This is a genomic window from Agrobacterium sp. Ap1 (genome assembly GCF_017313375.1).
Classification (GTDB): domain Bacteria; phylum Pseudomonadota; class Alphaproteobacteria; order Rhizobiales; family Rhizobiaceae; genus Neorhizobium; species Neorhizobium cellulosilyticum.
In genome coordinates this window covers 61,709-87,310 of sequence record NZ_JAFLMY010000004.1, presented here as the reverse complement: position 1 = coordinate 87,310, position 25,602 = coordinate 61,709, and the positions used below count along the sequence as shown (strand labels likewise).

General features: G+C 59.0%; 26 protein-coding genes. 11 read left to right on the top strand and 15 right to left on the bottom strand.

Annotated features, from left to right (window positions below):
- Positions 1-70: 70 nt before the first annotated feature.
- Both JZX87_RS09145 and JZX87_RS09140 read right to left on the bottom strand, forming a co-directional pair.
- A complete protein-coding gene (locus JZX87_RS09145) occupies positions 71-2,542 on the bottom strand; it encodes a penicillin-binding protein 1A (RefSeq protein WP_206825172.1) in 2,472 nt (823 codons plus the stop codon).
- A 258-nt stretch (positions 2,543-2,800) separates the two neighbouring features.
- Positions 2,801-4,036 (bottom strand): N-acetylmuramoyl-L-alanine amidase, encoded by a 1,236-nt coding sequence (locus tag JZX87_RS09140; protein ID WP_206825535.1) that lies wholly within the window; start codon positions 4,034-4,036, stop codon positions 2,801-2,803.
- 629 nt (positions 4,037-4,665) lie between these two features.
- Here JZX87_RS09140 and JZX87_RS09135 point away from each other — a divergent pair.
- From JZX87_RS09135 to aat, 6 genes are all read left to right on the top strand, one after another.
- Entirely contained in the window at positions 4,666-7,560 is a 2,895-nt protein-coding gene (locus JZX87_RS09135) for an Rne/Rng family ribonuclease (RefSeq protein ID WP_206825171.1), read from the top strand.
- A gap of 284 nt (positions 7,561-7,844) precedes the next feature.
- Positions 7,845-8,603, top strand: a complete 759-nt coding sequence (locus JZX87_RS09130) for a DsbA family protein (protein WP_206825170.1) — start codon at positions 7,845-7,847, stop codon at positions 8,601-8,603.
- A gap of 141 nt (positions 8,604-8,744) precedes the next feature.
- Positions 8,745-9,182 carry a type II 3-dehydroquinate dehydratase gene (aroQ, locus tag JZX87_RS09125; RefSeq protein WP_206825169.1) on the top strand — a complete coding sequence of 146 codons (438 nt, stop codon included), beginning with the start codon at positions 8,745-8,747 and terminating at the stop codon, positions 9,180-9,182.
- Between the two features lie 29 nt (positions 9,183-9,211).
- The gene (gene accB, locus JZX87_RS09120; RefSeq protein ID WP_183826845.1) at positions 9,212-9,679 is read left to right on the top strand and encodes an acetyl-CoA carboxylase biotin carboxyl carrier protein; all 468 of its coding nucleotides are present in this window, start codon (positions 9,212-9,214) and stop codon (positions 9,677-9,679) included.
- Positions 9,680-9,689: 10 nt separating this feature from the next.
- The gene (gene accC, locus JZX87_RS09115; RefSeq protein WP_148148019.1) at positions 9,690-11,036 is read left to right on the top strand and encodes an acetyl-CoA carboxylase biotin carboxylase subunit; all 1,347 of its coding nucleotides are present in this window, start codon (positions 9,690-9,692) and stop codon (positions 11,034-11,036) included.
- A 53-nt stretch (positions 11,037-11,089) separates the two neighbouring features.
- Positions 11,090-11,707 carry a leucyl/phenylalanyl-tRNA--protein transferase gene (gene aat / locus JZX87_RS09110; RefSeq protein WP_148148018.1) on the top strand — a complete coding sequence of 206 codons (618 nt, stop codon included), beginning with the start codon at positions 11,090-11,092 and terminating at the stop codon, positions 11,705-11,707.
- Positions 11,708-11,724: 17 nt separating this feature from the next.
- On the opposite strand, the gene JZX87_RS09105 is transcribed toward aat, so the two are convergent.
- The 5 genes from JZX87_RS09105 to gatB form a co-directional block, all read right to left on the bottom strand.
- Complete coding sequence (locus JZX87_RS09105) at positions 11,725-12,144, bottom strand: DUF2155 domain-containing protein (RefSeq protein ID WP_394353679.1); 420 nt, start codon at positions 12,142-12,144, stop codon at positions 11,725-11,727.
- Between the two features lie 103 nt (positions 12,145-12,247).
- Positions 12,248-12,646, bottom strand: a complete 399-nt coding sequence (locus tag JZX87_RS09100; protein ID WP_148148016.1) for an NADH:ubiquinone oxidoreductase subunit NDUFA12 — start codon at positions 12,644-12,646, stop codon at positions 12,248-12,250.
- A gap of 113 nt (positions 12,647-12,759) precedes the next feature.
- On the bottom strand, positions 12,760-13,221 hold the full coding sequence (locus JZX87_RS09095) for a GNAT family N-acetyltransferase (protein ID WP_148148015.1): 462 nt from the start codon (positions 13,219-13,221) through the stop codon (positions 12,760-12,762).
- Positions 13,222-13,244: 23 nt separating this feature from the next.
- Complete coding sequence (locus JZX87_RS09090; protein WP_148148014.1) at positions 13,245-13,748, bottom strand: GNAT family N-acetyltransferase; 504 nt, start codon at positions 13,746-13,748, stop codon at positions 13,245-13,247.
- Between the two features lie 3 nt (positions 13,749-13,751).
- Positions 13,752-15,254 carry an Asp-tRNA(Asn)/Glu-tRNA(Gln) amidotransferase subunit GatB gene (gatB, locus tag JZX87_RS09085; protein ID WP_183826848.1) on the bottom strand — a complete coding sequence of 501 codons (1,503 nt, stop codon included), beginning with the start codon at positions 15,252-15,254 and terminating at the stop codon, positions 13,752-13,754.
- A 125-nt stretch (positions 15,255-15,379) separates the two neighbouring features.
- Here gatB and JZX87_RS09080 point away from each other — a divergent pair, with 125 nt between their 5' ends.
- Entirely contained in the window at positions 15,380-15,700 is a 321-nt protein-coding gene (locus JZX87_RS09080) for a DUF1294 domain-containing protein (protein WP_183826851.1), read from the top strand.
- Here JZX87_RS09080 and JZX87_RS09075 read toward each other — a convergent pair.
- On the bottom strand, positions 15,697-16,209 hold the full coding sequence (locus tag JZX87_RS09075) for a GNAT family N-acetyltransferase (protein ID WP_183826855.1): 513 nt from the start codon (positions 16,207-16,209) through the stop codon (positions 15,697-15,699). The genes JZX87_RS09080 and JZX87_RS09075 overlap by 4 nt on opposite strands.
- Before the next feature lie 301 nt (positions 16,210-16,510).
- Between JZX87_RS09075 and JZX87_RS09070 the strand changes: the two genes are divergently transcribed.
- Together JZX87_RS09070 and JZX87_RS09065 are read left to right on the top strand one after the other, a co-directional pair.
- Positions 16,511-18,940 carry a membrane-bound PQQ-dependent dehydrogenase, glucose/quinate/shikimate family gene (locus JZX87_RS09070; protein WP_183826858.1) on the top strand — a complete coding sequence of 810 codons (2,430 nt, stop codon included), beginning with the start codon at positions 16,511-16,513 and terminating at the stop codon, positions 18,938-18,940.
- A 288-nt stretch (positions 18,941-19,228) separates the two neighbouring features.
- On the top strand, positions 19,229-19,486 hold the full coding sequence (locus JZX87_RS09065; protein ID WP_183826861.1) for a YjhX family toxin: 258 nt from the start codon (positions 19,229-19,231) through the stop codon (positions 19,484-19,486).
- Between the two features lie 40 nt (positions 19,487-19,526).
- Here the strand turns inward: JZX87_RS09065 and JZX87_RS09060 are convergent, their stop codons facing one another.
- The 5 genes from JZX87_RS09060 to JZX87_RS09040 all read right to left on the bottom strand — a co-directional run bounded on the left by JZX87_RS09060 (position 19,527) and on the right by JZX87_RS09040 (position 22,985).
- Positions 19,527-19,793, bottom strand: coding sequence for a hypothetical protein (locus JZX87_RS09060; RefSeq protein ID WP_206825168.1), 267 nt, complete (start codon positions 19,791-19,793; stop codon positions 19,527-19,529).
- Positions 19,794-19,812: 19 nt separating this feature from the next.
- Positions 19,813-20,277 (bottom strand): GNAT family N-acetyltransferase, encoded by a 465-nt coding sequence (locus tag JZX87_RS09055; protein WP_206825167.1) that lies wholly within the window; start codon positions 20,275-20,277, stop codon positions 19,813-19,815.
- A 20-nt stretch (positions 20,278-20,297) separates the two neighbouring features.
- Positions 20,298-21,779 (bottom strand): Asp-tRNA(Asn)/Glu-tRNA(Gln) amidotransferase subunit GatA, encoded by a 1,482-nt coding sequence (gene gatA, locus JZX87_RS09050; RefSeq protein ID WP_206825166.1) that lies wholly within the window; start codon positions 21,777-21,779, stop codon positions 20,298-20,300.
- Positions 21,780-21,836: 57 nt separating this feature from the next.
- Positions 21,837-22,124: an Asp-tRNA(Asn)/Glu-tRNA(Gln) amidotransferase subunit GatC gene (gene gatC, locus JZX87_RS09045; RefSeq protein WP_148148007.1), complete on the bottom strand. Its 288-nt coding sequence runs from the start codon at positions 22,122-22,124 to the stop codon at positions 21,837-21,839.
- Between the two features lie 150 nt (positions 22,125-22,274).
- On the bottom strand, positions 22,275-22,985 hold the full coding sequence (locus tag JZX87_RS09040; RefSeq protein ID WP_206825165.1) for a metal-dependent hydrolase: 711 nt from the start codon (positions 22,983-22,985) through the stop codon (positions 22,275-22,277).
- Positions 22,986-23,446: 461 nt separating this feature from the next.
- Between JZX87_RS09040 and JZX87_RS09035 the strand changes: the two genes are divergently transcribed.
- Positions 23,447-23,752, top strand: coding sequence for an alkylphosphonate utilization protein (locus tag JZX87_RS09035; protein ID WP_206825164.1), 306 nt, complete (start codon positions 23,447-23,449; stop codon positions 23,750-23,752).
- Positions 23,753-23,769: 17 nt separating this feature from the next.
- Positions 23,770-24,264 (top strand): Holliday junction resolvase RuvX, encoded by a 495-nt coding sequence (ruvX, locus tag JZX87_RS09030; protein WP_148148004.1) that lies wholly within the window; start codon positions 23,770-23,772, stop codon positions 24,262-24,264.
- Here ruvX and JZX87_RS09025 read toward each other — a convergent pair.
- Positions 24,201-24,533 (bottom strand): DUF6105 family protein, encoded by a 333-nt coding sequence (locus JZX87_RS09025; protein ID WP_148148003.1) that lies wholly within the window; start codon positions 24,531-24,533, stop codon positions 24,201-24,203. The genes ruvX and JZX87_RS09025 overlap by 64 nt on opposite strands.
- A 298-nt stretch (positions 24,534-24,831) precedes the next feature.
- Entirely contained in the window at positions 24,832-25,476 is a 645-nt protein-coding gene (locus JZX87_RS09020; RefSeq protein ID WP_148148001.1) for a TetR/AcrR family transcriptional regulator, read from the bottom strand.
- Between the last annotated feature and the right edge of the window lie 126 nt (positions 25,477-25,602).

Here is a 25,602-nt window from a genome sequence, read left to right as displayed (position 1 = left end):
ATGCGGTGGGACATAGTTGCGCCGGGGCCGGATGTAAAGGCCGCCCCGGCCGCCGAGCGCTCAGGCCGGGTCAGTAGAGGCCCGAGGCACCGGAGGTGATGGCCTGCTGGGCCTGAGGCGACGAGTCCAGAATTTGCTCCTGGGTCATGTATTCGCCTTCGCCGATGACCTGGAAGACATCGGCCGGGCCGGTGCCAGGCTTGAAGGCTTCGACAATCGTATCGGGCTCGCCGTCAAAGGCCATCATGCCGGTCTTGCGGTTGACCGCGATGAACTTCATGCCATCCGGCACCTGGAATTTTTCGGCTGGCATGAGCTTTGCCGCCTGCTCCAGGAACGTCCCGAAGATCGGCGCGGCCAGGCCACCGCCGGTCGCACGGGCTCCAAGCGGAGCCGGCGTGTCGAAACCGAGATAAAGACCTGCGACGATGTTTGGCGTGAAGCCGACGAACCAGGTGTCCTTCGCATCGTTGGTGGTACCCGTCTTGCCGGCAACGGAACGATCCTTGACCGGGATTTTGCCCGCAGCGCTGCCGCGCTGGACGACACCTTCCATCATCGAGGTGATTTGATAGGCGGTCATCGGGTCGAGAACCTGCTCGCGATTGTCTACGAGGACCGGCTCTTCCTGATTTGCCCATCCGTTGGCATTGCAGGCTTCGCAGCCACGCTCCTCGTGGCGGAAAATCGTCTTGCCGTAACGATCCTGAATGCGGTCGATGACGGTCGGCTTGATCTGCTTGCCGCCATTCGCGATGACGGCATATGCCGAAACCATGCGCATGACTGTCGTTTCGCCCGAACCGAGCGCCATCGGCAGATAGGGCTGCATCTTGTCGTAGATACCGAAACGCTCGGCATATTCGGCCACGAGATCCATACCCATGTCCTGTGCAAGGCGCACGGTCATCTGGTTACGAGATTTTTCGATACCGGTGCGCAGTGTCGCCGGACCTGTACCATCCTCTTCACCATAGTTGGACGGACGCCAAACCTGGTTGCCGGAAACGATCTCGATCGGCGCGTCGAGTACGACCGATGCCGGCGTATAACCATTGTCGAGTGCTGCTGCATACACAAAGGGCTTGAACGAGGAACCGGGCTGACGCATGGCCTGCGTGGCGCGATTGAACTCCGACTGCGAATAAGAGAAGCCGCCGACCATGGCCAGAACACGGCCGGTATTCGGGTCCATGGCAACGAAACCACCCTGGACCTTGGGAGGCTGGCGCAGGCGATATGCGTTGCCGCCGGCTTTCAGCGGCTCGACATAGATCACATCGCCGGCCTTCAGCACGCCATCGGGGCCTTTTGCGGTCTTGCGCTCGTTGGCAGCATCCCGATAGGCCCATTTCATGTCTTCGGCGGCGATCGTACCGGTCTTGCGTTCCGGATCAGTCTTGTTGCCATTCTGGGATTCCAGGCCGATTTCCACATCATGCGCGGAGGCACTGAGCACGACGGCGATCGTCCAATCGGGCACGTCGCGCAATTCCGGAACCTTGTTTTCGGAGAGAAGCTTGCCAAGCGACAAGGCCCAGTCCGGAGAGGTTTCAATCGAGGCAAGCGCGCCGTGGAAGCCGCGGCGCTCGTCGTAATCGACCAGAGCGTTCTGCATCACGCGGCTGGCGATAACCTGGAGCTCGGGATCGAGCGAGGTGCGGACAGAAAGCCCACCTTCGTAAAGCGCCTTGTCACCGTAACGTTCGATAAGCTGGCGACGGACGGCTTCGGAGAAGTATTCCGATGCCATAACGCTGCCTGAACCGCGGCGCGGCTTGACGCCGAGCGGCTGGGTCTTGGCTTCATCGGCATCAACCTGGGTGATGTAGCCGTTCTCGGCCATGCGATCGATAACCCAGTTGCGGCGCTCGAGTGCTGCCTGTTCGTGGCGGAACGGATGATAGTTGTTCGGCCCCTTGGGCAGGGCTGCGAGATAGGCGGCTTCCGCCGTCGTCAGCTCGGTCACAGATTTGTCGAAATAGGTGAGCGCTGCGCCGGCGATGCCATAGGCGTTCAGGCCGAAGAAGATCTCGTTGAGATAAAGCTCGAGGATCTTGTCCTTGGAATAGGCCTGCTCGATGCGGAAGGACAGGATCGCTTCCTTGATCTTGCGGTCCATCGTCTGGTCGGCGGAAAGCAGGAAGTTCTTTGCCACCTGCTGGGTGATCGTCGAGGCGCCTTCGGGGCGACGGCCCGAGCCGATGTTCTGCAGGTTGTTCAACACCGCACGGGCAAGACCGAAGGGATCGACACCCGGATGGTTGTAGAAATTCTTGTCTTCAGCGGAAAGGAACGCCGCCTTGACGCGGTCGGGTATGGCCTGGATCGGCAGGAACAGACGGCGTTCGCGCGCATATTCCGACATCAGCGCGCCGTTGCCGGCATGAATGCGCGTCGCGACCGGCGGCTCGTAGGAGGCCAGCACTTCGTAGTCGGGCAAATCCTTGGTCATGCCAGTCAAATAGATGGCAGCAGCCGCGGCAACGCCCAAAAAGAGCACGCAGGCCATTCCAAAGAAATATCCAATCAGTCTGATCATATCTGAGCTACCGTTCAGCTTTCTCTCGGCGCGGAAAGCACCATCGCACGCCAACAGGCCTTTTGCACGACGTTTGCGTCAGTGCAAGGGAGACCGGATCAACTCCGCGAAACCGGAGACCGCACGAAATCTATTACCGCGACCTGCTCTTCGAATGTGAGGAAAGTAGGGCTTTTCACAGGTAATTCCGTATCTTCGCGATGCTTCAAGGTAATCGCTGGACCGATGTGGCATCGCAGCCACGTCGATTGCCCGCCCTCACCCGCCATTGGCTACGGAACGGCGGCGGTAACGATCGACGGCATCGGCAACAAGTCTCGCCACCCTGGCTCTCCAGGCTTCATCGAGCAGAAGCTTCTCGTCCTCAGGGTTTGAGAGGAAACCCATTTCCAGAAGGACCGACGGAATGTCCGGCGCGCGCAGGACCTGGAAATTGGCCTGCCGGTGCGGATTGTTGATCAGACCGACCTGACCTTCGAATGATTTCACAACGTTATCGGCGAGCGCGACCGAGAATGCCTGGGTTTCGCGACGCGTCAGGTCGAGCAGGATATCGGCAACTTCCGGCGGGCCGCTCTCGATACTGAAACCGGCCAACTGGTCGGAAAGGTTTTCCCGGACAGCCAGATTTTCAGCCATACGGTCAGAAGCCTTGTCGGAAAGCGTATAGATGGTCGCGCCGCGAATGTCCTTCTGCGCCAAGGTGTCGGCATGGAGAGATATGAAAAGATCGGCGTGTTTCTGCCGGGCAATCGTGACGCGCTGCGACAGCGACAGGAAGGTGTCGTCCTCGCGGGTCAGGAAAGCCTTGACGCCCTCAACCTTGTTCAGACGCTCGGCAAGCAAGCGGGCAAAATCCAGCGTCACCGTCTTTTCCGGCGTCTTCGTCGTCGCGCCGCTCGCACCGGCATCGATCCCGCCATGCCCGGCGTCGACCGCAACGGTAAAGACCCCATCCTCGACGACCGGCCCGACATCCTGTGGCGGGACGGCAGCAGAGGTATTCCAGTCCTGCGACTTGAGAATTTCGGCAAACTGTTCCTTGCTGGTCATCTCGGCATCGAGCACCAGCCGAAAGCCCCTCTCCTCATTCTTCTGCACCTCGGCCATGACAAGCTTCACCGGCCGATTGACGGTGAACACCATGCGGGCGCTGTCGCTGCCCATCGTGCCGTAACGAATATCCTTGAACAGACCGCGTGGAGCAAGATCTGCGGCGGGAAAGCCGAAGGCGGAAGCGGAGAGATCGACGATTATCCGCTCAGGGCTATCGACATAGTGAATGACGAATTCAGGTTTCTGTTCGAAATCGATGACGACACGGGTACGGGCATCATCGCCGGCGACCCTTGCCGAAAATGCAAGTATGGGTTGCTGAGATGCATAGGAAGCGGTCGAGACGGGGAACAGAGCCAGAATTGCCAGAAGACCGATTCGGCTGGCGATTCGCAGTTTTTTCGCCGCAACAGGCATCCGGATCGCCTTGTCGATCATCAACACTTCATTCAATTTCAAGCCGCATCCCGCCTCTTTATCCTCCATGCAGCGCCCGTCCGCGCATGAAAGGCCTGCATTTCAGGCATTTCTGTTACAAAGCCTCAGAATCGACGTTGCAACACCACTTTCGATAAGGCCGCTAAATCCATCCACAATATGGCGGATACGGCTTTTCCCTTGCTATTGTGACAGATAAACCATACAAAGCCAGTGAGGTTAGAGGGTTGACGGGATAGTCTGCCGATGGGCTTGCCAGCCTTAAAGGACTGGCGCCAAGTACCGGTAAACATCCGCCGTCGCAACTCTTGGCCTTGCGTAACCGATCACTCCGGCTACGGCCGGAAAAATGCCGGGTGGCACGCCACCCACCGCTCGCACGGAGCACCCCATCGGACCCGCAAGGGTTCAATTATCGTCATTCTCGCTTGGTCCTTAATGTTGCGGCAAATTTTTCAAGTCTCGGAAAGAAGGAAGAAGCCCACGGCTTCGCTGCCTCTCCGCTTGCCGTCTCGCCTTGACCCCGCGGGATCACCCTTATCCGGCGTCGTGACCGTTGTGCATAACGAGCCTGTCCTCGCGGCAGGCTTTCGTGCATTTGTACGGCGGCGCCGAGGAGCAGAATTTCAATGGCAGACAAAATGCTTATCGACGCGTCTCACGAAGAGGAGACGCGCGTAGTCGTTGTACGCGGCAACCGCATCGAAGAATTCGATTTCGAATCGCAGCACAAGAAGCAGATCCGGGGCAATATTTACCTCGCCAAGGTAACGCGCGTCGAACCCTCGCTTCAGGCGGCTTTCGTCGATTACGGCGGTAACCGTCACGGCTTCCTGGCCTTTGCGGAAATCCACCCAGACTACTATCAGATCCCGCTCGCGGACCGTCAGGCCCTGATGCAGCAGGAAGCGGAAGACCAGCGCAAGATCGCCGAGGCAGACGCCGCCGATCCGATGGTGGACCTAGCCAACGAGGAACAGCCAGATGTCGGCATTCCGGCGACTGAAGCTCCTGCTGCTGCAGAAGTAGTAGAGGCTAAGGAAGCTCCGGTCGCCGAGGCTGCCGCAGAAGCTGAGCCTGAAAAGAAGGCCAAGCCGAAGCGCACCCGTTCACGCAAGAAGGCGGTGGAAGCCGCTCCGGAAGAAGCTGCGGCCACCGCAGAAGCTGCTGAAAGCGCACCTTCCGACGAAGCCGACGATTCGACGCCGGAAAGCATGGCGGCGATGATCGATACCGATTCGATTTCCGAAGATGTCGATGCCCGCCGTGGTCATGACAGCGACGATGATGACGACGATGACGACAACCACGAAAAGGAAGTGATCGAATCCGTCGGCGCCGAAGACGCCATGGAAGAGGTTCCGGATCGCGTCGTGCGCAAGCCGCGCAAGCAGTACCGTATCCAGGAAGTCATCAAGCGCCGCCAGATCCTGCTCGTGCAGGTCGCCAAGGAAGAGCGCGGCAACAAGGGTGCGGCTCTCACCACCTATCTGTCGCTTGCCGGCCGTTATTCGGTTCTGATGCCGAACACTGCGCGTGGTGGCGGTATTTCCCGCAAGATCACCCAGCCGCAGGACCGCAAGCGCCTGAAGGAAATCGCCAAGGAGCTCGACGTGCCGCAGGGCATGGGCGTCATCCTGCGTACTGCCGGCGCCAACCGCACCCGCGTCGAGGTCAAGCGCGACTTCGAATACCTGATGCGCCTGTGGGAAAACGTCCGCACGCTGACGCTGCAGTCGACCGCGCCTTGCCTCGTTTATGAAGAAGGCTCGCTGATCAAGCGCTCGATCCGCGACCTCTACAACAAGGATATCAGCGAAATCGTCGTTTCCGGCGAAGAAGGCTATCGTGAAGCGAAAGACTTCATGAAGATGCTGATGCCGAGCCATGCCAAGGTGGTTCAGCCTTATCGCGACCTGCATCCAATCTTTGCCCGCTCCGGCATCGAGGCGCAGCTTGACCGCATGCTGCAACCTCAGGTGACGCTCAAGTCCGGTGGATACCTGATCATCAACCAGACAGAAGCGCTGGTGGCTGTCGACGTCAACTCCGGCCGCTCGACCCGCGAGCACTCGATCGAAGACACGGCACTGCAAACGAACCTTGAGGCCGCCGAAGAAGTTGCCCGCCAGCTTCGCCTGCGTGACCTTGCCGGCCTGATCGTCATCGACTTCATCGACATGGAAGAAAAGCGCAACAACCGCGCCGTCGAGAAGAAGCTGAAGGATTGCCTGAAGAACGACCGCGCCCGCATCCAGGTCGGCCGAATCTCACATTTCGGTCTTCTGGAAATGTCGCGTCAGCGTATCCGCGCTTCGGTCCTTGAATCGACAACGCAGATCTGCTCGCATTGCGGCGGAACCGGCCATGTCCGTTCGCAGTCTTCCGTTGCCCTGCACGTGCTGCGCGGCATCGAAGAATATCTGCTGAAGAACACAACGCACGACATCACCGTGCGCACCACTCCGGACATCGCGCTCTTCCTGCTGAATCACAAGCGCGGCACCGTGGTGGATTACGAAAACCGCTTCGGCGTCTCGATCTTCATCGAATCCGATGTCAGCATCGGCTCGACCCATTTTGCGATCGATCGCGGCGAAGCCGTCGAGAACCCGGTCAAGATTGAAAGCCTGATGCAGTTTGCCGCCATCCCTGTCGAGGAAGACGATGATGTCGTCGTCGAGATGGAGGAGGACGAGGAAGAAAACGATATCGAGCCAGCCAAGGCTGTCAGCAAGCCGGAACGCGCCGAGGGCGACGACCAGAACGGCCGCAAGCGCAAGCGTCGTCGTCGTCGTCGTAACCGTAACGGCGAACGGAATGGCGATGCCCAGACACAGGGCAGCAATATCGACGAAATCTCCGAGGACGCCGAGGATGGTGACGACGAGAGCGAGGACGATGCAGCCGAAGTCTCCGCAACCTCCGAGGTTTCCGCAGATTCGGAGACGGACGAAAACGGCCGTCGCAAGCGCCGTCGCCGCGGCAAGCGTGGTGGTCGCCGTAACCGCAATGGCGAGGACGGTGTAGAAGCCGGCGCGGAAGATGATTCGGACAACGAAGGTGAAGAAACCCCTGTGGCCGAAGTGGTCGAGGCTACGATTGAAGCCGTAGAACCTGCTCCGGCAGAAGCGATTGCGGAAGCTGCACCGGCTGAAGTTGCAGCAGAGGCAGAAACTCCGGCAAAGCCGAAGCGTGCACGCCGTAGCAAGAAGGCCATCGAAGCCGAAGCTGCTGCGGCAGTTGCAGCCACGGAGGCGGCAGAGGTTGTTGCCGAAACGGTGGAAGCCGCTCCGACAGCCGAGATCAAGGTCGAAGAGCCTGCAACCGAGACTGCACCGGTCGAAGCAACGCCGGCAGCCGATGAAGACGCCAAGCCTGCCCGCGTGAACCGTGCCTCTAACATCTCGTCCTCTAGCGAGGCTGTGGTGAAAAGCTCTGAAGGCAATTCAACGCCGGAAGGTGACGCTGACCAAGCCAAGCCCAAAAAGGCCGGCTGGTGGCAACGCCGCGGATTCTTCTGATCCGCAACTGACTTGATGTAAAAAAATGGCCGCTTATGCGGCCATTTTTGTTTTTGGATTTCCGGTCTCAACCGTTGGGGAATCGGTTTAGGAAACAGCCGCAAGCTCCCGTATGTGGTTGCCTATCGGAATCTCCGTGGCCCAGTCGCCATACGGAGATTTGAAGCCTTGCTCATGCCGCGATGCACATTTCCTATTTCCCGGATGCTCCGGCTGGCTTAGCCTTGCGGCACAATTACGCCGGCGTCACGAGATTCGTGGCGCAAAGCTTCAAGAGGAATTTCATGACGCGCCTGTTCAAAACCTTCGCCGCAGGAGCGGCGATTGCCGCTTCTCTCGCTGCTGTACCGGCCGTTGCGCTCGACGACAGCCAGAAGAAGGAAATGGGTGCGTTCATCCGAGAATATCTGATCCAGAACCCCGAGGTCATGATCGAGGTCCAGAACGCATTGGAAGCGAAGCAGCAGGCGCAGCGGACGGATCAGTCGACCAAGGCGGTTGCCGCCAACAAGGACGAAATCTTCTCGTCTCCCAATGACATCGTGCTTGGAAACCCCAATGGGGATGTGACGGTGGTCGAGTTCTTCGATTACAATTGCGGCTATTGCAAACGGGCCATGAGCGACATGGACGACATTCTTGCGAAGGACAAGAATATCCGTTTCGTGCTGAAGGAATTTCCGATCCTTGGCCCGGATTCCTTGGCGGCGCACAAGGTGGCCGATGCGGTGCGCATTCTCGCACCTGAAAAGTATCCGGAATTTCACCGCGAACTTCTCGTCGGCCAGGAGCATGCCTCCGAAGCAACGGCGATTTCCGTTGCGACCGAACTCGGCGTCGATGAGGCCAAGATTCGCAAGACGATGACCGACAAGCCAAATGACGACATCGTTCGGCAGGCCTATCAGCTGGCAAACGCGATCGGAATCACCGGCACGCCGACCTATGTCGTGGGCGATGAAGCGGTGTTCGGCGCCGTCGGCCTGCAGCAGATCGAGGAAAAGGTCGGCAATGTCCGCTCTTGCGGCAAGGCAAGCTGCTGAGACCGGCCTGCTTTCCGACTATCTTTGACGAATTGCGAATCGATTAGTGGACCAGCGGCGTTTCGGCGCGGCAGGGGCTTTCCCTTGCCGGCCTACCGGTCTATAGGTGGCCGCTGAATTCGGATGGAACATAAGATCGGTATGAGCAAGACGATTTTCGTCCTCAACGGCCCAAACCTCAATATGCTTGGCAAAAGAGAGCCGGGCATCTACGGCGGGCAAACGCTGGATGACGTTAAGCAGCAATGCATTGCAGCGGGCAAAGAGCTTGGTTTCGATGTCGATTTTCGGCAGAGCAACCATGAGGGAACGCTGATCGACTGGGTTCACGAAGCCGGCGACAAGGCCGTCGGCGTCGCCATCAATGCCGGTGCCTATACGCACACATCGATCGCGCTTTACGACGCGATCAAGGCGGTGTCGGTACCGGTCATCGAGCTGCACATCTCGAATGTTCATGCACGGGAAGAGTTTCGCCATCACTCGATGATCGCGCCGGCTGCCAAGGGCGTCATCTGCGGCTTCGGCACGGCGAGCTACATTCTGGCGCTCCATGCCTTGAAATACACAATCGCCTGACAAGATAGAACAGAACAATAGGGTTTGCCATGTCTGAGAAGAAGAACGGGATCGACAAGGGACTGATCCGCGACCTCGCTGACATCCTCAACGATACCGATCTCACCGAGATCGAAGTCGAGCAGGACGATCTGCGCATCCGCGTTTCGCGCGCTTCGGCAATGCAGTACGTACAGGCGCCGATCGCGGCAGCCGCCCCGGTTGCAGCCGCAGCACCCGTTGCCGCCGCTCCGGTAGCAGCACCTGTCGCAGCTGCCGACAACAAGAACGCGGTTACCGCACCGATGGTCGGCACGGCTTACCTGTCGCCTGCTCCGGGCGCAAAGGCATTCATCGAAGTCGGCGCGACCGTCAAGGAAGGCCAGACGCTGCTCATCATCGAAGCGATGAAGACCATGAACCAGATCCCCGCGCCGCGCTCAGGCAAGGTCACTGAAATTCTGGTCAACGACGCGCAGCCCGTGGAATACGGTCAGCCGCTCGTCATCGTCGAGTAAGGCGCTTTTTATGATTTCCAAGATCCTCATAGCCAATCGCGGTGAGATCGCGCTGCGTGTCCTGAGAGCCGCCAAGGAACTCGGCATCGCAACCGTCGCCGTGCATTCCACGGCCGATGCGGACGCCATGCATGTCCGCCTCGCCGACGAGAGCGTGTGCATCGGCCCTCCGCCGTCGCGCGAGAGCTATCTCAACATCCACCAGATCGTTGCAGCCTGCGAGATCACCGGCGCTGACGCCGTGCATCCGGGCTACGGCTTCCTGTCGGAGAATGCCAAGTTCGCGGAAATCCTCGAAGCGCATGGCATCACCTTCATCGGCCCGACCGCCGAACATATCCGCCTGATGGGTGACAAGATCACCGCCAAGCAGACGGCCGTAGAACTCGGCATCCCGGTCGTTCCGGGCTCCGAAGGCGAAGTCACGCCTGAAAACGTCATGGACATCGCCAGGGAGATCGGCTTCCCGGTCCTGATCAAGGCGACCGCCGGTGGCGGCGGACGCGGCATGAAGGTCGCCAAGACCGAAGCCGACTTGCAGGAAGCGTTCGACACCGCCCGCACCGAAGCGCTCAATGCTTTCGGCAATGGCGCAGTCTACATGGAAAAGTACCTCGGCAAGCCGCGGCACATCGAAATCCAGGTGGTCGGTGACGGCGAAGGCAATGCGATCCATCTCGGTGAGCGCGACTGCTCGCTGCAGCGTCGTCACCAGAAGGTCTGGGAAGAAGCCAATTCCCCTGCCCTGACGGTCGAGCAGCGGATGAACATCGGCCAGATCTGCGCCGACGCAATGAAGAAAATGAAGTATCGCGGTGCCGGTACGATCGAATTCCTCTACGAAAACGGCGAGTTCTATTTCATTGAAATGAACACCCGCCTGCAGGTGGAACATCCGATCACCGAAGCGATCACCAATATCGATCTCGTTCACGAGCAGATCAGGGTCGCTTCCGGCGAGGGACTTTCCGTTTCCCAGGAAGAAATCCAGTTCCAGGGCCACGCGATTGAATGCCGTATCAATGCCGAGGATGCGCGCACCTTCGTGCCGTCGCCCGGCACGATCACGCATTTCCATGTACCTGGCGGTCTCGGTGTTCGCGTCGATTCAGGCGCATATGCCGGCTACAAGATCCCGCCTTACTACGACAGCCTGATCGGCAAGCTAATCGTGCATGGCCGTACCCGTGAGGAATGCATGAGGCGTCTGCGCCGCGTGCTCGACGAGTTTGTCGTCGACGGTATCAAGACGACGCTGCCCCTCTTCCGGGATCTGGTCGACAACCCGGATATCCAGAAGGGTAACTACGACATTCACTGGCTGGAAAACTATCTGGCTGGCGGCGACCAACACTAGGTATATGATGTGCCCGGAGCAGAAAGTTCCGGGCACATTCTTTAGGGAGCGAAATGGCAGGGCGGCGCGGCAGATATTACCCGGCAATTACACCGGACGTTCTGTTGCGAGCGTATTCCATAGGCCTTTTCCCGATGGCGGAGTCCGCCGATGACCCGGAGATCTTCTGGGTCGAGCCCGAAATGCGTGGCATCATCCCGCTCTACGATTTCCACATCTCGAAAAGCCTCGCTAAAACCATCCGCAAGCAGCCATTCGAAATTCGGTTCGACACGGCCTTCGACGAGGTGATCGGCATGTGTGCGGAATCAGCCGCCGACCGCCCGAGCACCTGGATCAATGCGACCATCCGCCAACTCTATGGCGAGCTTCACCGCATGGGCCACGCACACAGCGTCGAAGCCTGGCAGGAGGGCGCTCTGGTCGGCGGGCTCTATGGCGTGTCTCTGGGGGCCGCCTTCTTCGGCGAAAGCATGTTTTCGAGGAAAACGGATGCCTCGAAGATCTGCCTCGTACATCTGGTCGAAAGGTTGAACCGGAACGGTTTCAGATTGCTCGACACGCAGTTTACCACCGACCACCTGAAGACATTCGGCGCGATCGATATCCCCAAGGACGAATATCTGGTTCTGTTGCGCGACGCCGTCGACCGGCCGCACCTGCCCTTCTGAGGGAAAGTTCTAATCGATCAATTGGTGGCTTTTGCCGGCGCAGGAATATCGGACTGCGGCTTGCAGCCAGTCAGCCAGACGTCATAGATCGGGTGCTCGACGGCGTTAAGGCCAGGGCTGTCGGCAAACATCCAGCCGGAGAAGATACGGCGGATCTTGCGGTCGAGGGTGATCTCGTCGACTTCGATAAAGCCGTCGATCTTCTGTGCCTCGGTGTCGTCGCGGGAATAGCAGACCTTTGGTGTCACCTGCAGCGCGCCGTATTGCACCGTCTCGTTGACATAGACGTCGAAGGTGGTGATGCGGCCGGTGATCTTGTCGATGCCGGCAAAGACGGCAACCGGATTGGAAATCCGGGCAGCAACGGCCTGTTCCGTGGCAAGCAGCGGTGCCACCGCGATCAGCGCACCGAGAATGAGTTTGCGTGGAAAAGGCATAGTCCGTGTCATTTTCATCCCGTCTCGCCCGCGTTAACGGTCGATGACTAGATTGCGATTATGGCCAAATGACCGTCAAGGTCTCAGCCGATCTCCAGCAGTCTCAGTTGCCGGGCGTCCAGGCATCGTAGTCGCCGGTGACGCGGGGGCGTTCGCCTGTGGAAGCCAGGGAGCCCTTGGGGTGATAGGCGAGCGGCGTGCCGGTCATGTTCGGCTTGTGCGGCTTCTGCCATTCGCGGGCGGCGTAGGTCTCCAGCGACGGCGGGACATCGGTGCGATAATGCATCCAGCCGTGCCAGCCGGGAGCGATGGCGGAAGCGTCCGCGTAGCCCTTGTAGATGACCCAGCGCTTGGGCTTGCCCCAGGAAGTCATCGGACCTTCGTAATAGACGTTGCCCATTTCGTCTTCGCCGACCTTCTTGCCGTGCCGCCAGGTGAAGAAACGCGTCCCCATCGTCTGACCGTTCCACCAGGTGAATATCTGCAGCAGAAGTTCTTTCATGGGGTATTCCGTCGCTTTGACAATCGTCGAATTGGACTTGTGGACGCCGAAAAATGGCTATCCTGCTTATGACGCCTGCCGCCGGTCCTGTCCAGCGATTCTAGGCTTCAAGACTACTTGAGCTTCATCTTGAAACCGGCATGGCTCCTGGCAAAGCCCTGCCGCTCGTAGAAACGATGGGCATCGGTGCGAACTGCATTGGAGGTCAATTGCGCCAGCTGGCAATCGTGGCGCCTTGCCTCTTGCACAGCATAATCGATCATCCGACCCCCAATACCGCGGCTGCGCATATCCGAGCGCGTCTGCACCGCCTCGATGATCATCGCCAGGGATCCTCGCGAGGTAAGCGTGCGGGTGTAGAGTAACTGAAACGTGCCGACGACCTCGCCATCCAACTCAGCCACGAACAGCTGCTCATTGGCGGAAGCATCGATCATGTGGAAAGCGCGAAGATAATCCTCATACGCTTCGGGATCGGTCGTGTCGCCGTGGCCGCCCTTTTGATCGTCAGCAAACATGGCAACGATCGCGCTCAGATCCTCCTCATGTGCGCGTCGGATGATCAAGTCGGTCATAGCTCTTTCCCCCTCGCCCGCATTCAATGCTGCTGCAGACGTTTTTCCATGATGATGGCGGGCAGGCCCGAATTCGGTGCGCCCCATTCTTCCATCCGGTCGACCTCGGAGAAACCAAGGCGCTCGTAAAAAGACATGGCGCGGACATTCGGAAGGGCAACCTCGACGCGCATGATTTCCGCGTCCGGGAAGCAGGTTTCCATCTCGGCAAACAGATCGCGGCCGATACCCTCGTTCTGGCAGGAAGGGCGAACGTAGAGTTGGTGCAGCATCACGGTCCTGGCCATCTTGGGATAGATGGCCGCATAAGCGATGCCGCCGAGCTTGCGGCCATCATCGGCCACGAGAAACTCGCCGTCACGCTTGCCGATGCGCGAGCGGATCGCGTTCGTCGAATGCCAACCGCTCACCATCTGCGAAACCTGATCCGCTCCATAGAACGGATCATAAGCATCATGAAACGTTTCGCCTAAAAGGACGCGGATCTTCTCCACGTCCTCGTCGCCGGCGGTGCGTACGAAGAACAAGACCTATTCCTCAATGCCGAGCTTGGCCTTGACCAGCGCCTGGACGGCTTGCGGGTTGGCCTTGCCACCGGTCGACTTCATCACCTGGCCGACGAACCAGCCGGCGAGCGTCGGCTTGGCCTTGACCTTCTCGACCTGATCCGGATTTGCGGCGATGATTTCGTCGACGGCTTTTTCGATGGCGCCGGTATCCGTGACCTGCTTCATGCCGCGGGATTCGACAATTTCGGCCGGATCGCCGCCTTCGTTCAAGACGATCTCGAAGAGGTCCTTGGCGATCTTGCCGGAAATGGTTTCGGCCTTGATGAGGTCGATGATGCCGCCGAGCTGGGCAGGCGAAACCGGAGTCTCTTCAATGTCTTTGCCGAGTTTGTTCAAGGCACCCAGCAAGTCGTTGATAACCCAGTTTGCGGCAGTCTTGCCGTCACGACCTTCGGCAACGGCTTCGAAATAATCTGCGATCGCCTTTTCCGAAACAAGAACCGAGGCGTCATAGATCGACAGGCCGAGTTCGGCAACGAAACGAGCCTTCTTATCGTCCGGCAGTTCGATCAGATCAGCGCGCAGGGCATCAATGAAGGCGTCGTCGAATTCGAGCGGCAGCAGGTCCGGATCGGGGAAATAACGGTAGTCATGCGCATCTTCCTTGGAACGCATCGAGCGGGTTTCGCCCTTGCCGGGATCGAAGAGACGGGTTTCCTGGTCGATGGAGCCGCCATCTTCCAGAATGCCGATCTGGCGGCGTGCCTCGTATTCGATCGCCTGGCCGATGAAGCGGATCGAGTTGACGTTCTTGATCTCGCAGCGCGTGCCGAATTCAGCACCCGGGCGGCGGACGGAGACGTTGACGTCGGCGCGCATCGAGCCTTCGTCCATGTTGCCGTCGCAGGTGCCGAGATAGCGCACGATCGAGCGCAGCTTGGTCATATAGGCCTTGGCTTCGTCCGAGGAGCGCATGTCAGGCTTCGAGACGATTTCCATCAGGGCGACGCCCGAACGGTTGAGGTCGACATAGGACATGGTCGGATGCTGGTCATGCATCGACTTGCCGGCATCCTGTTCCAGGTGCAGGCGCTCGATACCGATCTCGATATCCTCGAACTGACCCTGACGGTCTGGGCCGAGCGAGATGACGATCTTGCCTTCGCCGACGATCGGGTCCTTGAACTGCGAAATCTGGTAGCCCTGCGGCAGATCCGGATAGAAATAGTTTTTGCGATCGAAGATCGAGCGCTTGTTGATCTGCGCCTTCAGGCCAAGACCGGTGCGCACTGCCTGCTTGATGCATTCCTCGTTGATGACCGGCAGCATGCCCGGCATGGCGGCATCGACGAGCGACACATTACCATTGGCCGGCTTGCCGAATTCGGTCGAGGCGCCGGAGAAGAGTTTTGAATTGGAGAGGACCTGAGCGTGAACCTCCATGCCGATGATCACTTCCCAGTCGCCGGTGGCGCCGGGGATGAAGCGTTTGGGATCAGGGGTACGGACGTCGACAATGGTCATCTTGGGCTCGTCTCATGCGTGAATTCTTTGAATTCGTGAGGTAGAACAAATGCCGTGGTGGCGCAAGACTTGAGGGCCTTCGCCGCGCCGTTCATCCGCGGCATGCGGGCAGAAGGAAGAATTTCATGGGGATCAACCCGATCCTGCCTCTGGCGGCGCTGGCTGTTGCCTACAACGCGCTCGTATTCGGCGTCTATTGGTGGGACAAGCGCGCGGCGCGTAACGGCAGCTGGCGCGTCAGGGAATCGACGTTGCTGCTGATGGCGTTTACCGCCGGCGGCCCGGGCGCGCTCGCGGCACAGCGACTGCTGCGCCACAAGACCCGCAAGCCGCCTTTCAACTTCGCCTTGCCCTTGTTCTTCGTCCTGCAAATGGCATGGCTTGTCGTGGCGGTAACAGCACCGGAGGCAGCAATCGCGCTACTGGAAAAGCTTGGCCTCGGCTAGAATTCCTGACCGTACATCGCCGTCGGCGGCACTTCGACAAGCATCTTGGACAGCCCGACGGACTGGACGTCGCGATCGATCTTAGGAGAATAGGCAACTGACAGCCAATGGATGGCATAACCGTGCTTTTCGAAAAAGCCGATAGCCTCATTGTTCTGCGCATGTGTCTCGATACGCGCTTTCTTGAACCCCTGGCGGAGGATTTCGGCCTCGACTTCCTCAAGCAGCGCCCTGCCCAGACCTTGTCCCTGATATTGGGGATCGATCCAGAAATCGGAGATCAGTTCGTCCAGATGCTCGCGCGCAGCCCATCCGGCAACAGTTGAGAACTCCTCCACCACCGTGATTGTGAGCCAGGAGGAACGGGTGAAATTGGCGAAGGCTTCGCGTGCGCTCACTCGCATATCAGCCATCTCGCCGATCGCTTCCATCGCCTTCTCCCAAGCGCGAAAACCGATTTCGGCCAGGACATCGACATCCTCTTCCCGTGCGTTGCGTGTCGTGGCCATTCTTTCCCCTGTCACCTGCCTTTTTCCCCGGGCGAGAGAACATGATGCGCGAAATCCGGCCAGCGAGATGGTCCCGCACCGCCGTTTCATCGACAAAACTACTTTCAATTGCAGCACCTTGCTTGGCAATTGACAAAACGCACGACAACACAACTTTAAAAGCATTGTGTCCAAGAATTATGCGGCCTACCTCCTTCATCGTAGGGCCGCGGCCTTACGCCGCACCGATTAAGGGCTCTCGACCCTCTCAAATTCAATTTTTCGACCGCAATTCCTGAACCCAATAAAGGAGCACATCGAAATGATGTCTCGTATCGGAGGGGTTATTACCGCTCTGCTTGGCCTGGCTATTCTCTGGTATGGAGCAAAGCTGGCGCTGGCGGGTGGTTCCCCATTTTATGTTATCATGGCCCTCGGCCTCATCGTCTCGGGCGCATTGCTGATTGCGCGGCGCCAGGCCGGTCTCTGGATCTATGCGCTGACGCTGGCAGTCACCTTCATCTGGACGCTTTACGAAGTCGGCTTCGACAAGTGGCAGTGGATCCCCCGCGGCGCGCTGGTCATTTTCCTCGGCCTGCTGCTGAGCCTCTCCTTCGTCACCAGCAGCCTGAGTGACCGCCCGCAGAAGCCCTGGGTACCGAGCCTCAAGAATGGCGTCTTTGCCCTGCGCGCCGTCGTCGCCGTGATTGCCGTTCTCGGCGTCGTCGCCTGGTTCTACGATCCGCTCTCGATTACCGGGAAGCTTGAAAAGACGGCTTCTGCAGACGCTGCGATCGATCCGAGCGGTATTGCATATCCCGCAGACGACTGGACGGCCTATGGCGGCACCAATCTCGGCCAGCGCTATTCGGCTCTGAAGGACGTCAATATTGACAACGTCAAAGGCCTGAAGGTCGCCTGGGAACATCACACCGGCGACCTGCGCAAGGAAGATCAGGACTCCAAGGAATACACGTTCGAAGCGACGCCGATCAAAGTGAATGGCGCGCTCTATTTCTGCACGCCGCATAACATCATCCAGTCGCTCGAGCCGGAAAGTGGCAAGGTCCTCTGGTCCTTCGACCCGATGATGAAGCGCGATCCGTTCTATCAGCACCAGACATGCCGCGGCGTATCCTGGAATGATTCGACGGCCTATGCCGCTCCCGCCAGCAGCACGCCGGAACAGCAGGCGGCGACCACAGCCGCCGTTGCCGAATGCCCGCGCCGTATTCTTGCCTCGACGGTCGATGCCCGTCTGTTTGCGCTCAACGCCGATAACGGCGAGCTGTGCAAGACCTTCGGCACCGACGGTTATGTCGACCTGATGGAAGGCATGGTAGATACCAATCGTGCCACCTACCAGCAGACATCCGCTCCGCTTGTGACCAAGGATCTGATCATCCTCGGCAGCGCGATCGCCGACAACTACTACGAAAACAATCCGTCGGGCGTTATCCGCGCCTTCGACGTTCGTACCGGCAAGGTCGTCTGGAAATTCGACGCCAGCAAGCCGAACGACACGGCTCCGCTTGCTCCCGGCGAGCATTATGAGCCGAATTCGGTCGTTGCCTGGACGCAGTTTGCCGCGGACGAAACTCTCGGTCTCGCCTATATCCCGTTCGGTAACGCCTCGCCTGACCAGGTCGGCATTTCGCGCACGCCCGAGCAGGAGGCATTCGTCGATGCGCTCGCCGCCCTCGACCTGAAGACCGGCCAGCTGAAGTGGAAATTCCAGACTTCGCATCACGATCTGTGGGACCGCGACAACCCTTCCCAGCCGGTTCTCCTGAACCTGCCGAAGGACGGCGTCGACACGCCGGCGATCATCATCCCGACGAAGATCGGCAACCTGTGGGTTCTGGACCGTACCAACGGCAAGCCGATTCTGCCGATCAGCGACGTTCCGGTAAGCACCAATACCGATATTGCCGGCGAGAAGCTTTCGCCGACGCAACCGATGTCCTCGCTCAACTTCACGCCGGCGCCGCTGCGCGAAGCCGACATGTGGGGGGCAACGCCGTTCGACCAGATGGCATGCCGCACGACCTACAACCAGTATCGTTACGACGGCAATCCATGGACGCCACCGACAACGACTGGCTCGCTCGTATGGCCGGGGAATATCGGTGTGTTCAACTGGGGTTCTGTTGCGATCGATCCGGTCAACAAGTGGCTGATCGGTACACCGCAATATCTCGCCTATCTCTACAAGCTCTATCCGCGTCAGGCAGGCGACCTTAACAAGCGCGTGTTCGGCGGGGACAATTCGGGCGGCGAATCCAAGCCGGGCAACGAAAACCTCGGCGGCCCCTATGCCGTATCGATCCAGCACTTCCGTTCGGCGCTCAACGCTCCATGCAATGCCCCGGCCTGGGGTGTGCGCGTCGGCGTCGACCTGAAGACCGGCAAGACCGCCTGGAAATACCGCAACGGCACGGTGGCCGGACAGCAGTTCGCCGGAGTGAAGTTCCCGATCCCGTTCGAAATGGGCATGCTCGCCCATGGTGGAACGCTGACGACCGCCGGCGGCGTTGCCTTTACGGCCGCAGCCCTCGACGACTCGATCCGTGGTTACGACATGCAGACAGGCGAAGTGCTGTGGAAGATGGCGCTTCCGGCCGGTGGCCAGGCAACGCCGATGACCTATCGCGGCAAAGACGGCAAGCAGTATATCGTGGTTGCAGCGGGTGGCCACGGCTCGCTCGGCACCACGCCCGGCGATTCGGTCATCGCCTACACGCTCGACTGAGCGGATAACGCCCATTCGAAACAGGAAACGCGTCGGGCAACCGGCGCGTTTTTTTTGCGTCTGACTTCAAGAACCGCGACGGTTGCGAAACTTGACCGCCGCCCGCAAGGCGTTTAACCCGAAAAAGCATTGATGGAGTTTTGATGTTCTCGTCCCAAGAGACCCGTTGAGGGGCCGGTAGCCGTCAGGCGACTGGCCCAGACAAAAACGTAAGCCCCGACACCCAATCCGGGTATCGGAACCGTTTTTGTGCGCTCCAATGCGAGCGCCTCTCCGGACATCGAAACAATGGATATTTCCCGCGCCGAACAGCGCATTCTCCACCTGCTCGCTCAGGGCGGCAGGATCGAAATCACCCGAGACGACGATCGCAAGATCGAAAAACTGCAACTCTTCACCCGTGAAGGCTGGATCTTCTCGGGCCTCGACCTCATCACATTTCGCAAGCTGAAGCAGAAGAAGGCGATCAGATCGCAAGGCGGCAGACCCTACCGGATTACCGAACGGGGATTGGTGCTGGTGAGAGCCGAATTGAATAACCGATAGAGAATGGCAGCCGGTCTTTCGCCGAAAGGCCGGCTTCCTATCAGCCCTGAAAGACGGCTTTCATCGCGGCCCATTCATTGGCGAACGACCCTGTTGCCACAGGCTTTCCTGCCCGCCGGTACCAGTAACCGGCATTCCAGTCGTCGCCTTCGATACGATGGCTAAGCGCGTGTCCCCAGTCGAATGCCTGTTCGCCTTCATGCTGCTGGCAGAGATTGTGAACGTCTTCCCATTCCGGCCCCACCTTAAAGCCGGCTGCGGCAAGGCGGTCGAACGCTGCGATCAGAGACATCAGTTCGGGGTTCATCTTACTCTCCTCGGCCAGGTCAGATTAATGACTGTTCCAGATGAACCTTTTCCAGGTCGATGCCCATGCTTTTCGAATATTCGATGCCGCGCCAGACGATGACAAAGCCACAACGCTGATAAAGCCTGATCGCACCGGCATTGCGGCCATGGGTATGGATGGTGGCCGTCCTATGCCCTTCCGCCTTGATGCGAGCGATTGCATCCAAAACCAGCGCATTGCCGATGCCCCTGCCCTGATGGTCGGGCAGAATCCAGAGATCGGAGATATAATTCGGCGCGCCATCGCGCGCGCACCAGCCAACGACCTTGCCGTCCAGTTCGGCAATCCAGACGTCGCCCTTGGTTTCCCCGGCAAAAATCTCGTAGGCCCTGCGGGTCCGCTCCAGGACGTCGGCTGAGAGCTCGACATCCTTGAAGGCATCGCTGGATTGCCAGGCCGCAAAACCGACTTCGCCGACCACAATGTGATCGGCGATAGTCATTTCTCGAATTTCAAGCCCGCTTACCACCACTTGGCCGGCGTGAACTTGCCGGCGGCCTGTTCTATGACATAGGCGGTGCGGAATAGCGTTTCTTCCTCGAACGGCTTGCCGATAAGCTGCAGGCCGAGCGGCAGGCCCTTCTTGTCGAGGCCGGCCGGGACGGCGATGCCCGGAAGGCCTGCCATGTTGACCGTCACCGTGAAGATGTCGTTCAGGTACATGGCGACCGGATCGGCTGCGAGGTTTTCGTCGGCGATACCGAAGGCGGACGACGGGGTGGCCGGCGTCAGGATCGCGTCGACACCTGCGTGGAAGACCGTCTCGAAGTCGCGCTTGATCAGCGTGCGGACTTTTTGCGCCTGCAGGTAATAGGCGTCGTAATAACCGGCAGACAGAACATAGGTACCGATCATGATGCGGCGCTTGACCTCGGTGCCGAAGCCGGCAGCTCGGGTCTTTTCATACATGTCGGCAATGTCCTTGCCGTCGACACGCAGGCCGTAACGAACGCCGTCATAACGGGCAAGGTTGGACGAAGCTTCTGCCGGGGCCACGATGTAATAGGCAGGCAGGGCATATTTCGTGTGCGGCAGGGTGATGTCGACGATCTCGGCACCGGCATCCCTCAGATAGGCGATACCCTGCTGCCAAAGGGCTTCGATCTCTTCCGGCATGTTGTCGACGCGGTATTCCTTCGGAATGCCGATCTTCATGCCCCTGACCGACTGGCCGAGTGCAGCCTCGTAATCGGGGATCGGAAGATCGACGGAAGTCGTGTCCTTCTTGTCGACGGAGGCCATCGACTTGAGCATGATCGCGGCATCGCGCACATCGCGGGCGATCGGGCCGGCCTGATCAAGCGAGGAGGCAAAAGCAACCGTGCCCCAGCGCGAGCAGCGGCCATAGGTCGGCTTGATGCCGACGGTTCCGGTGAAGGCGGCGGGCTGGCGGATCGAGCCGCCTGTGTCGGTTGCGGTGGCGCCGGCGCACAGATGGGCAGCAACGGCTGCAGCCGAACCACCGGACGAGCCGCCCGGAACGAGCTGCTGGTTGGAGCCTTCCGCCTTCCACGGGTTGATGACCGGACCATAGAAGGAGGTCTCGTTCGAAGAGCCCATGGCGAATTCGTCCATGTTCAGCTTGCCGAGCATGACGGCGCCATCATCCCAGAGGTTCTGCGTGACGGTCGATTCGTATTTCGGCTTGAAGCCGTCGAGAATGTGGGAGCAGGCCTGGGTGTGGATGCCTTCGGTGGCGAACAGGTCCTTGATGCCGAGCGGAATGCCTTCCAGCGCGCCGACCTTGCCGCTCGCGCGGCGTTCGTCGGAAGCCTTGGCCATTTCCATCGCCTTTTCCGGCGTGGTGGTGACATAGGCGTTGAACGTGCCGTTGAATGCGTCGATCGCGTCGACATAGGCCTTGGTCAGTTCGACCGAGGTGATTTCCTTGGTGCCAAGCTTTTCGCGGGCTTCGGCAATAGTGAGACTGGTGAGTTCGGTCATGGGCTCTTCAAAATGTTCGAATGCGTGGAGAGGGTCGGAAGCGCTTTGAAAAGCGGCTTATTCAACGACCTTCGGCACCAGGAAGAAATTGCGGTCGGTCACGGGCGCATTGGCAACGATGTCGTCGGCCTTGTCGCCATCGGTCACGGCGTCAACGCGCTTGCGCATGTCCATCGGGGTGACAGACGTCATCGGCTCGACGCCGGTCACATCGACCTCGCCCAATTGCTCGACGAAATTGATGATACCATTCAGCTCGCCGACCATGCGATTGGCGTCGTCTTCAGTGACGGCAATGCGGGCAAGGCGCGCAACGCGCTTTACGGTGGCGAGATCGACGGACATGGCTCAACTCCGGGCAATAAAAATCTACTTCGCTATAATGGCCATGTGTTGTGATCGCAACAACAAGCGCAACCGGAATAGCAACAATGCGCAACGATTTGGCCGCAGTTGGCGCGCCGCAGCCGCGACGCGCCAAGAATGCTCCACGGATTAATAGCTCAGCACGGTGCCGGGCGTCGGGGTCTCGACGCGGGTGCGGCTGCCTTCCATGCCCTTGACGAACTTTTCCGGCGTCTGGTCGATGATCGGGAAAGTGCCGTAGTGGCAGGGAATGGCGTGCTTGAAATCGAAGAAGCGCTGGCAGGCCAAAGCCGCCACCGCGCCGCCCATGGTGAAACGGTCGCCGATCGGCACGATGCCGAGATCCGGCTGGTGCAGCTCATTGATCAGGCCCATATCAGTGAAGATGTCGGTATCGCCCATGTGGAGAACCGAAAGCTCATCGTCGAAATGCAGCATCAAGCCGTTGGCGGAGCCGAGTGAATGGGCAACGCCCATTTCATCGACCTGGCCGGAGGAATGCAGTGCCTGGGTGAAAGTGGCGGTGAAGCCGTCGAATGCGACCGTGCCGCCGGTATTGCCCATCTCGATCTTTTCGACGCCTTTGGTGCCGAGCCAGGAACCGAGATCGGCGTTGGCTAAAACGACCGCGCCCTTTTCCTTGGCAATCGCAACCGTGTCACCGACATGGTCCGCGTGGCCGTGCGTCAGCAGGATATGGGTCACACCTTCAGACACATCCTTGATGTCGAGACCGGCATCGGCAAAAGGCTGGTTATAGCTGAGAAATGGGTCGATCAGGATTTTGGCCTTGGCCGTCTCGATACGGAAAGCGGCATGACCGAGCCAGGTGATCTTCATGGGGAATCGTCCTCCAATACAGGGGAATCAGGGGGAACAAACCAAATCGAAATTTGATAAAAAGGAAAGGTCGGAACGGACGTTCCGGCTCGACGAAAGGAGGTGAGACGATTGAAATCCAGGTTTCGGTGATCGTCAGTTTGTTCGGTTGGCGCCTGACAATGACGATAAGCCGTTAACAGCACGGGGGTCGAGCGAAAGCCCGGCTCCCACCGGAGTGAAGGTCGTCTCACCTCCGGCCCCAAAAGATAGCACGCCACTCGCCGATTTCAAACTTCGCGATGGTTGATTCGAGCGGGAATTGTGATCATGAGCGCCACCGATACCTGATCGTGCTATAGCCATGTCCTGACGACAACGGTTGCCAGCCAGTAGACCGTGGGCTAAGCGACCTCCAGCCGCTCCCAGCTCCTGCGAGCAATACTGGCAGCGGACGACATTTCATCACCAAAGGAAACGACATGGCAGGCAATGACGACGAATACATCTATGACGAAGCAAGCGGCGAATGGCTGCCTGCATCCGAAGCGGCCGCAAAAGCAGCTGCGGCTTCAGCGGTTCATGACAGCGCCGGCAATGTACTTGTCGATGGCGATGCCGTCACGCTGATCAAGGATCTCAAGGTCAAGGGCGCAGGTCAGACACTGAAGCAGGGGACGGTGATCCGCTCCATCCGCCTGACGGATAACCCGGAAGAAATCGATTGCCGGCACGATACGATCAAGGGTCTGGTGCTGCGCACAGAGTTCGTGCGTAAAAAAAGCTGAGTGCAGGATTTTTAGACATGGCAACATTGACGATCGAAGAACTGGCCGAAGCGCTTCAGCCGAACCAGGCAATTGCCGGGCTGGACCTTGGCACCAAGACGATCGGGCTTGCCATGTCGGATCTCGGCCGGCGGTTTTCATCCCCCCGGCCGGTGATCAAGCGGGTGAAATTCACTCAGGACGCCCAGGTGCTGCTGGCATTTGCTGAAAAGGAGAAGGTTGCTGCCTTCATCATCGGCCTGCCGATGAACATGGATGGCTCGGCTGGCCCTCGCGTTCAGGCGACCCGCGCCTTTGTCCGCTCCATGTCGGACAAGACCGCCCTGCCCTTCGTCTACTGGGACGAACGGCTCTCGACCGTCGCGGCTGAAAGGGCATTGCTGGAAATGGACGTTTCGCGCGCCAAGCGGGCCGAACGGATCGATTCGGCTGCGGCAAGCTTCATTCTTCAGGGGGCGCTCGACAGGCTCTCGTCTCTGCGTACGGCAATGACGTCTTCCTTCGAAGACTGACGCTTGCGCCACCATGCAGCGATCGCCTTGCGCTTTCTGAAGGCGATGATCGCAAAGACGATCAGGCTATCGAACGCAATCGCCCTTGCAACGAGTGGCGGGATCGTTTCGGGCGGAATGCCGAGAATGTTTCCATAGACCTCGAAAACGAGATCGTGGGTGTGCCGCGTCAGCATGAAAAAGCCGAAGCTCATGTCATAATAGGACAAGCCATACCAGCTCGACAGCAGTGCGACCGGGCCTGCCCAGAGTATCAAGAACCACTTCATGCGGCCTTACCTTCAAGCTCTGCCAGACCCAAATCCGCCGAGACAACCCATCTCGACAGCGCCATAACACTCAGCACCAACGCAGGGACCGCGATGTTAAGCGCCAATGCGGCGAAAGCCCCCGTCAGGACTATCAGCAAAAGGCGCTCTCTGAGGAATGTTACCACAGCTGGCATTTGTCTTACGAAACTCGGTTAACAATACATTAACCAGCCTAAAGACACAGCAGTTCAGTGCAACGGAAACCCATGGTTATGGTTAATTTCCGAGGTGTGACTGTGGACAATGATGGTTGGGATCAGCCGTATATGGCGCGAACGAGGCGGCGAACCGCGGCAGCCACCTTTTCCCAGTCCTTTTCCGTCTTCAGCGCAACACCGGCAAACTGGCCGCTAACGGAAGCGGAAATGACCAGATGCTGGATGGACGCAAACAGCAGCGCATTGGTCGTGGCGGTATCGACGCCTTTCGGCGGCTTCAGGCTTCCCTGCATCCGCTCCAGCCATTTGCCGAGCGCCTTCATGCGCGACTCGGAAAGTCGGCGAACCTGCGGCGTATCTTGAGAGACTTCCCAGGCGACGATCCTGCAGACGAGCGGGTCGTCCCTCAGCGCTTCCATGAAATACATCGAAAGCTTTTCCATCAGGTCGCCATAGGTGAGGACGAACATGCCGCCGGTATCCTGCGGGATCTTGTCGCTCACCCAGCTGCCGAGTTCCTCGCCGATTGCATCGAGCAGACCATCGAGACCGCCGTAATAACGGTAGATCAGTTGCTTGTCGCAGCCGGCACGGCGCGCCACCGCATTGATCCCGAAACCCTGGAAACCGTGTTCGGACAGGAGACCACGCGCCGCCAGAAAAATCGCACGCTCGGTATTGGCCCGATTGCGCGGCCGTAATGGCTGGTTCTGTTGCGTGGTCATCTCGGGGATCTGCAGCATCTTCGGCCTATTCTTCAAGAAACTCCAGCATAGGCGATAATCCCCCGGCCGCCGGGCAGCAAGCGTGTTGCGACATGATGCACAGAATTGCGGCCATTGCCTTGCCACTGATTACATGCAGAGTGA

What these genes read in the sequence shown, in the direction of transcription:
- JZX87_RS09145 (WP_206825172.1), bottom strand. Translation starts at nt 2,542, where the DNA reads ATGATCAGACTGATTGGATATTTCTTTGGAATGGCCTGCGTGCTCTTT.
- JZX87_RS09140 (WP_206825535.1), bottom strand. Translation starts at nt 4,036, where the DNA reads ATGATCGACAAGGCGATCCGGATGCCTGTTGCGGCGAAAAAACTGCGA.
- JZX87_RS09135 (WP_206825171.1), top strand. Translation starts at nt 4,666, where the DNA reads ATGGCAGACAAAATGCTTATCGACGCGTCTCACGAAGAGGAGACGCGC.
- JZX87_RS09130 (WP_206825170.1), top strand. Translation starts at nt 7,845, where the DNA reads ATGACGCGCCTGTTCAAAACCTTCGCCGCAGGAGCGGCGATTGCCGCT.
- aroQ (WP_206825169.1), top strand. Translation starts at nt 8,745, where the DNA reads ATGAGCAAGACGATTTTCGTCCTCAACGGCCCAAACCTCAATATGCTT.
- accB (WP_183826845.1), top strand. Translation starts at nt 9,212, where the DNA reads ATGTCTGAGAAGAAGAACGGGATCGACAAGGGACTGATCCGCGACCTC.
- accC (WP_148148019.1), top strand. Translation starts at nt 9,690, where the DNA reads ATGATTTCCAAGATCCTCATAGCCAATCGCGGTGAGATCGCGCTGCGT.
- aat (WP_148148018.1), top strand. Translation starts at nt 11,090, where the DNA reads ATGGCAGGGCGGCGCGGCAGATATTACCCGGCAATTACACCGGACGTT.
- JZX87_RS09105 (WP_394353679.1), bottom strand. Translation starts at nt 12,144, where the DNA reads ATGCCTTTTCCACGCAAACTCATTCTCGGTGCGCTGATCGCGGTGGCA.
- JZX87_RS09100 (WP_148148016.1), bottom strand. Translation starts at nt 12,646, where the DNA reads ATGAAAGAACTTCTGCTGCAGATATTCACCTGGTGGAACGGTCAGACG.
- JZX87_RS09095 (WP_148148015.1), bottom strand. Translation starts at nt 13,221, where the DNA reads ATGACCGACTTGATCATCCGACGCGCACATGAGGAGGATCTGAGCGCG.
- gatB (WP_183826848.1), bottom strand. Translation starts at nt 15,254, where the DNA reads ATGACCATTGTCGACGTCCGTACCCCTGATCCCAAACGCTTCATCCCC.
- JZX87_RS09080 (WP_183826851.1), top strand. Translation starts at nt 15,380, where the DNA reads ATGGGGATCAACCCGATCCTGCCTCTGGCGGCGCTGGCTGTTGCCTAC.
- JZX87_RS09075 (WP_183826855.1), bottom strand. Translation starts at nt 16,209, where the DNA reads ATGGCCACGACACGCAACGCACGGGAAGAGGATGTCGATGTCCTGGCC.
- JZX87_RS09070 (WP_183826858.1), top strand. Translation starts at nt 16,511, where the DNA reads ATGATGTCTCGTATCGGAGGGGTTATTACCGCTCTGCTTGGCCTGGCT.
- JZX87_RS09065 (WP_183826861.1), top strand. Translation starts at nt 19,229, where the DNA reads ATGGATATTTCCCGCGCCGAACAGCGCATTCTCCACCTGCTCGCTCAG.
- JZX87_RS09060 (WP_206825168.1), bottom strand. Translation starts at nt 19,793, where the DNA reads ATGAACCCCGAACTGATGTCTCTGATCGCAGCGTTCGACCGCCTTGCC.
- JZX87_RS09055 (WP_206825167.1), bottom strand. Translation starts at nt 20,277, where the DNA reads ATGACTATCGCCGATCACATTGTGGTCGGCGAAGTCGGTTTTGCGGCC.
- gatA (WP_206825166.1), bottom strand. Translation starts at nt 21,779, where the DNA reads ATGACCGAACTCACCAGTCTCACTATTGCCGAAGCCCGCGAAAAGCTT.
- gatC (WP_148148007.1), bottom strand. Translation starts at nt 22,124, where the DNA reads ATGTCCGTCGATCTCGCCACCGTAAAGCGCGTTGCGCGCCTTGCCCGC.
- JZX87_RS09040 (WP_206825165.1), bottom strand. Translation starts at nt 22,985, where the DNA reads ATGAAGATCACCTGGCTCGGTCATGCCGCTTTCCGTATCGAGACGGCC.
- JZX87_RS09035 (WP_206825164.1), top strand. Translation starts at nt 23,447, where the DNA reads ATGGCAGGCAATGACGACGAATACATCTATGACGAAGCAAGCGGCGAA.
- ruvX (WP_148148004.1), top strand. Translation starts at nt 23,770, where the DNA reads ATGGCAACATTGACGATCGAAGAACTGGCCGAAGCGCTTCAGCCGAAC.
- JZX87_RS09025 (WP_148148003.1), bottom strand. Translation starts at nt 24,533, where the DNA reads ATGAAGTGGTTCTTGATACTCTGGGCAGGCCCGGTCGCACTGCTGTCG.
- JZX87_RS09020 (WP_148148001.1), bottom strand. Translation starts at nt 25,476, where the DNA reads ATGCTGCAGATCCCCGAGATGACCACGCAACAGAACCAGCCATTACGG.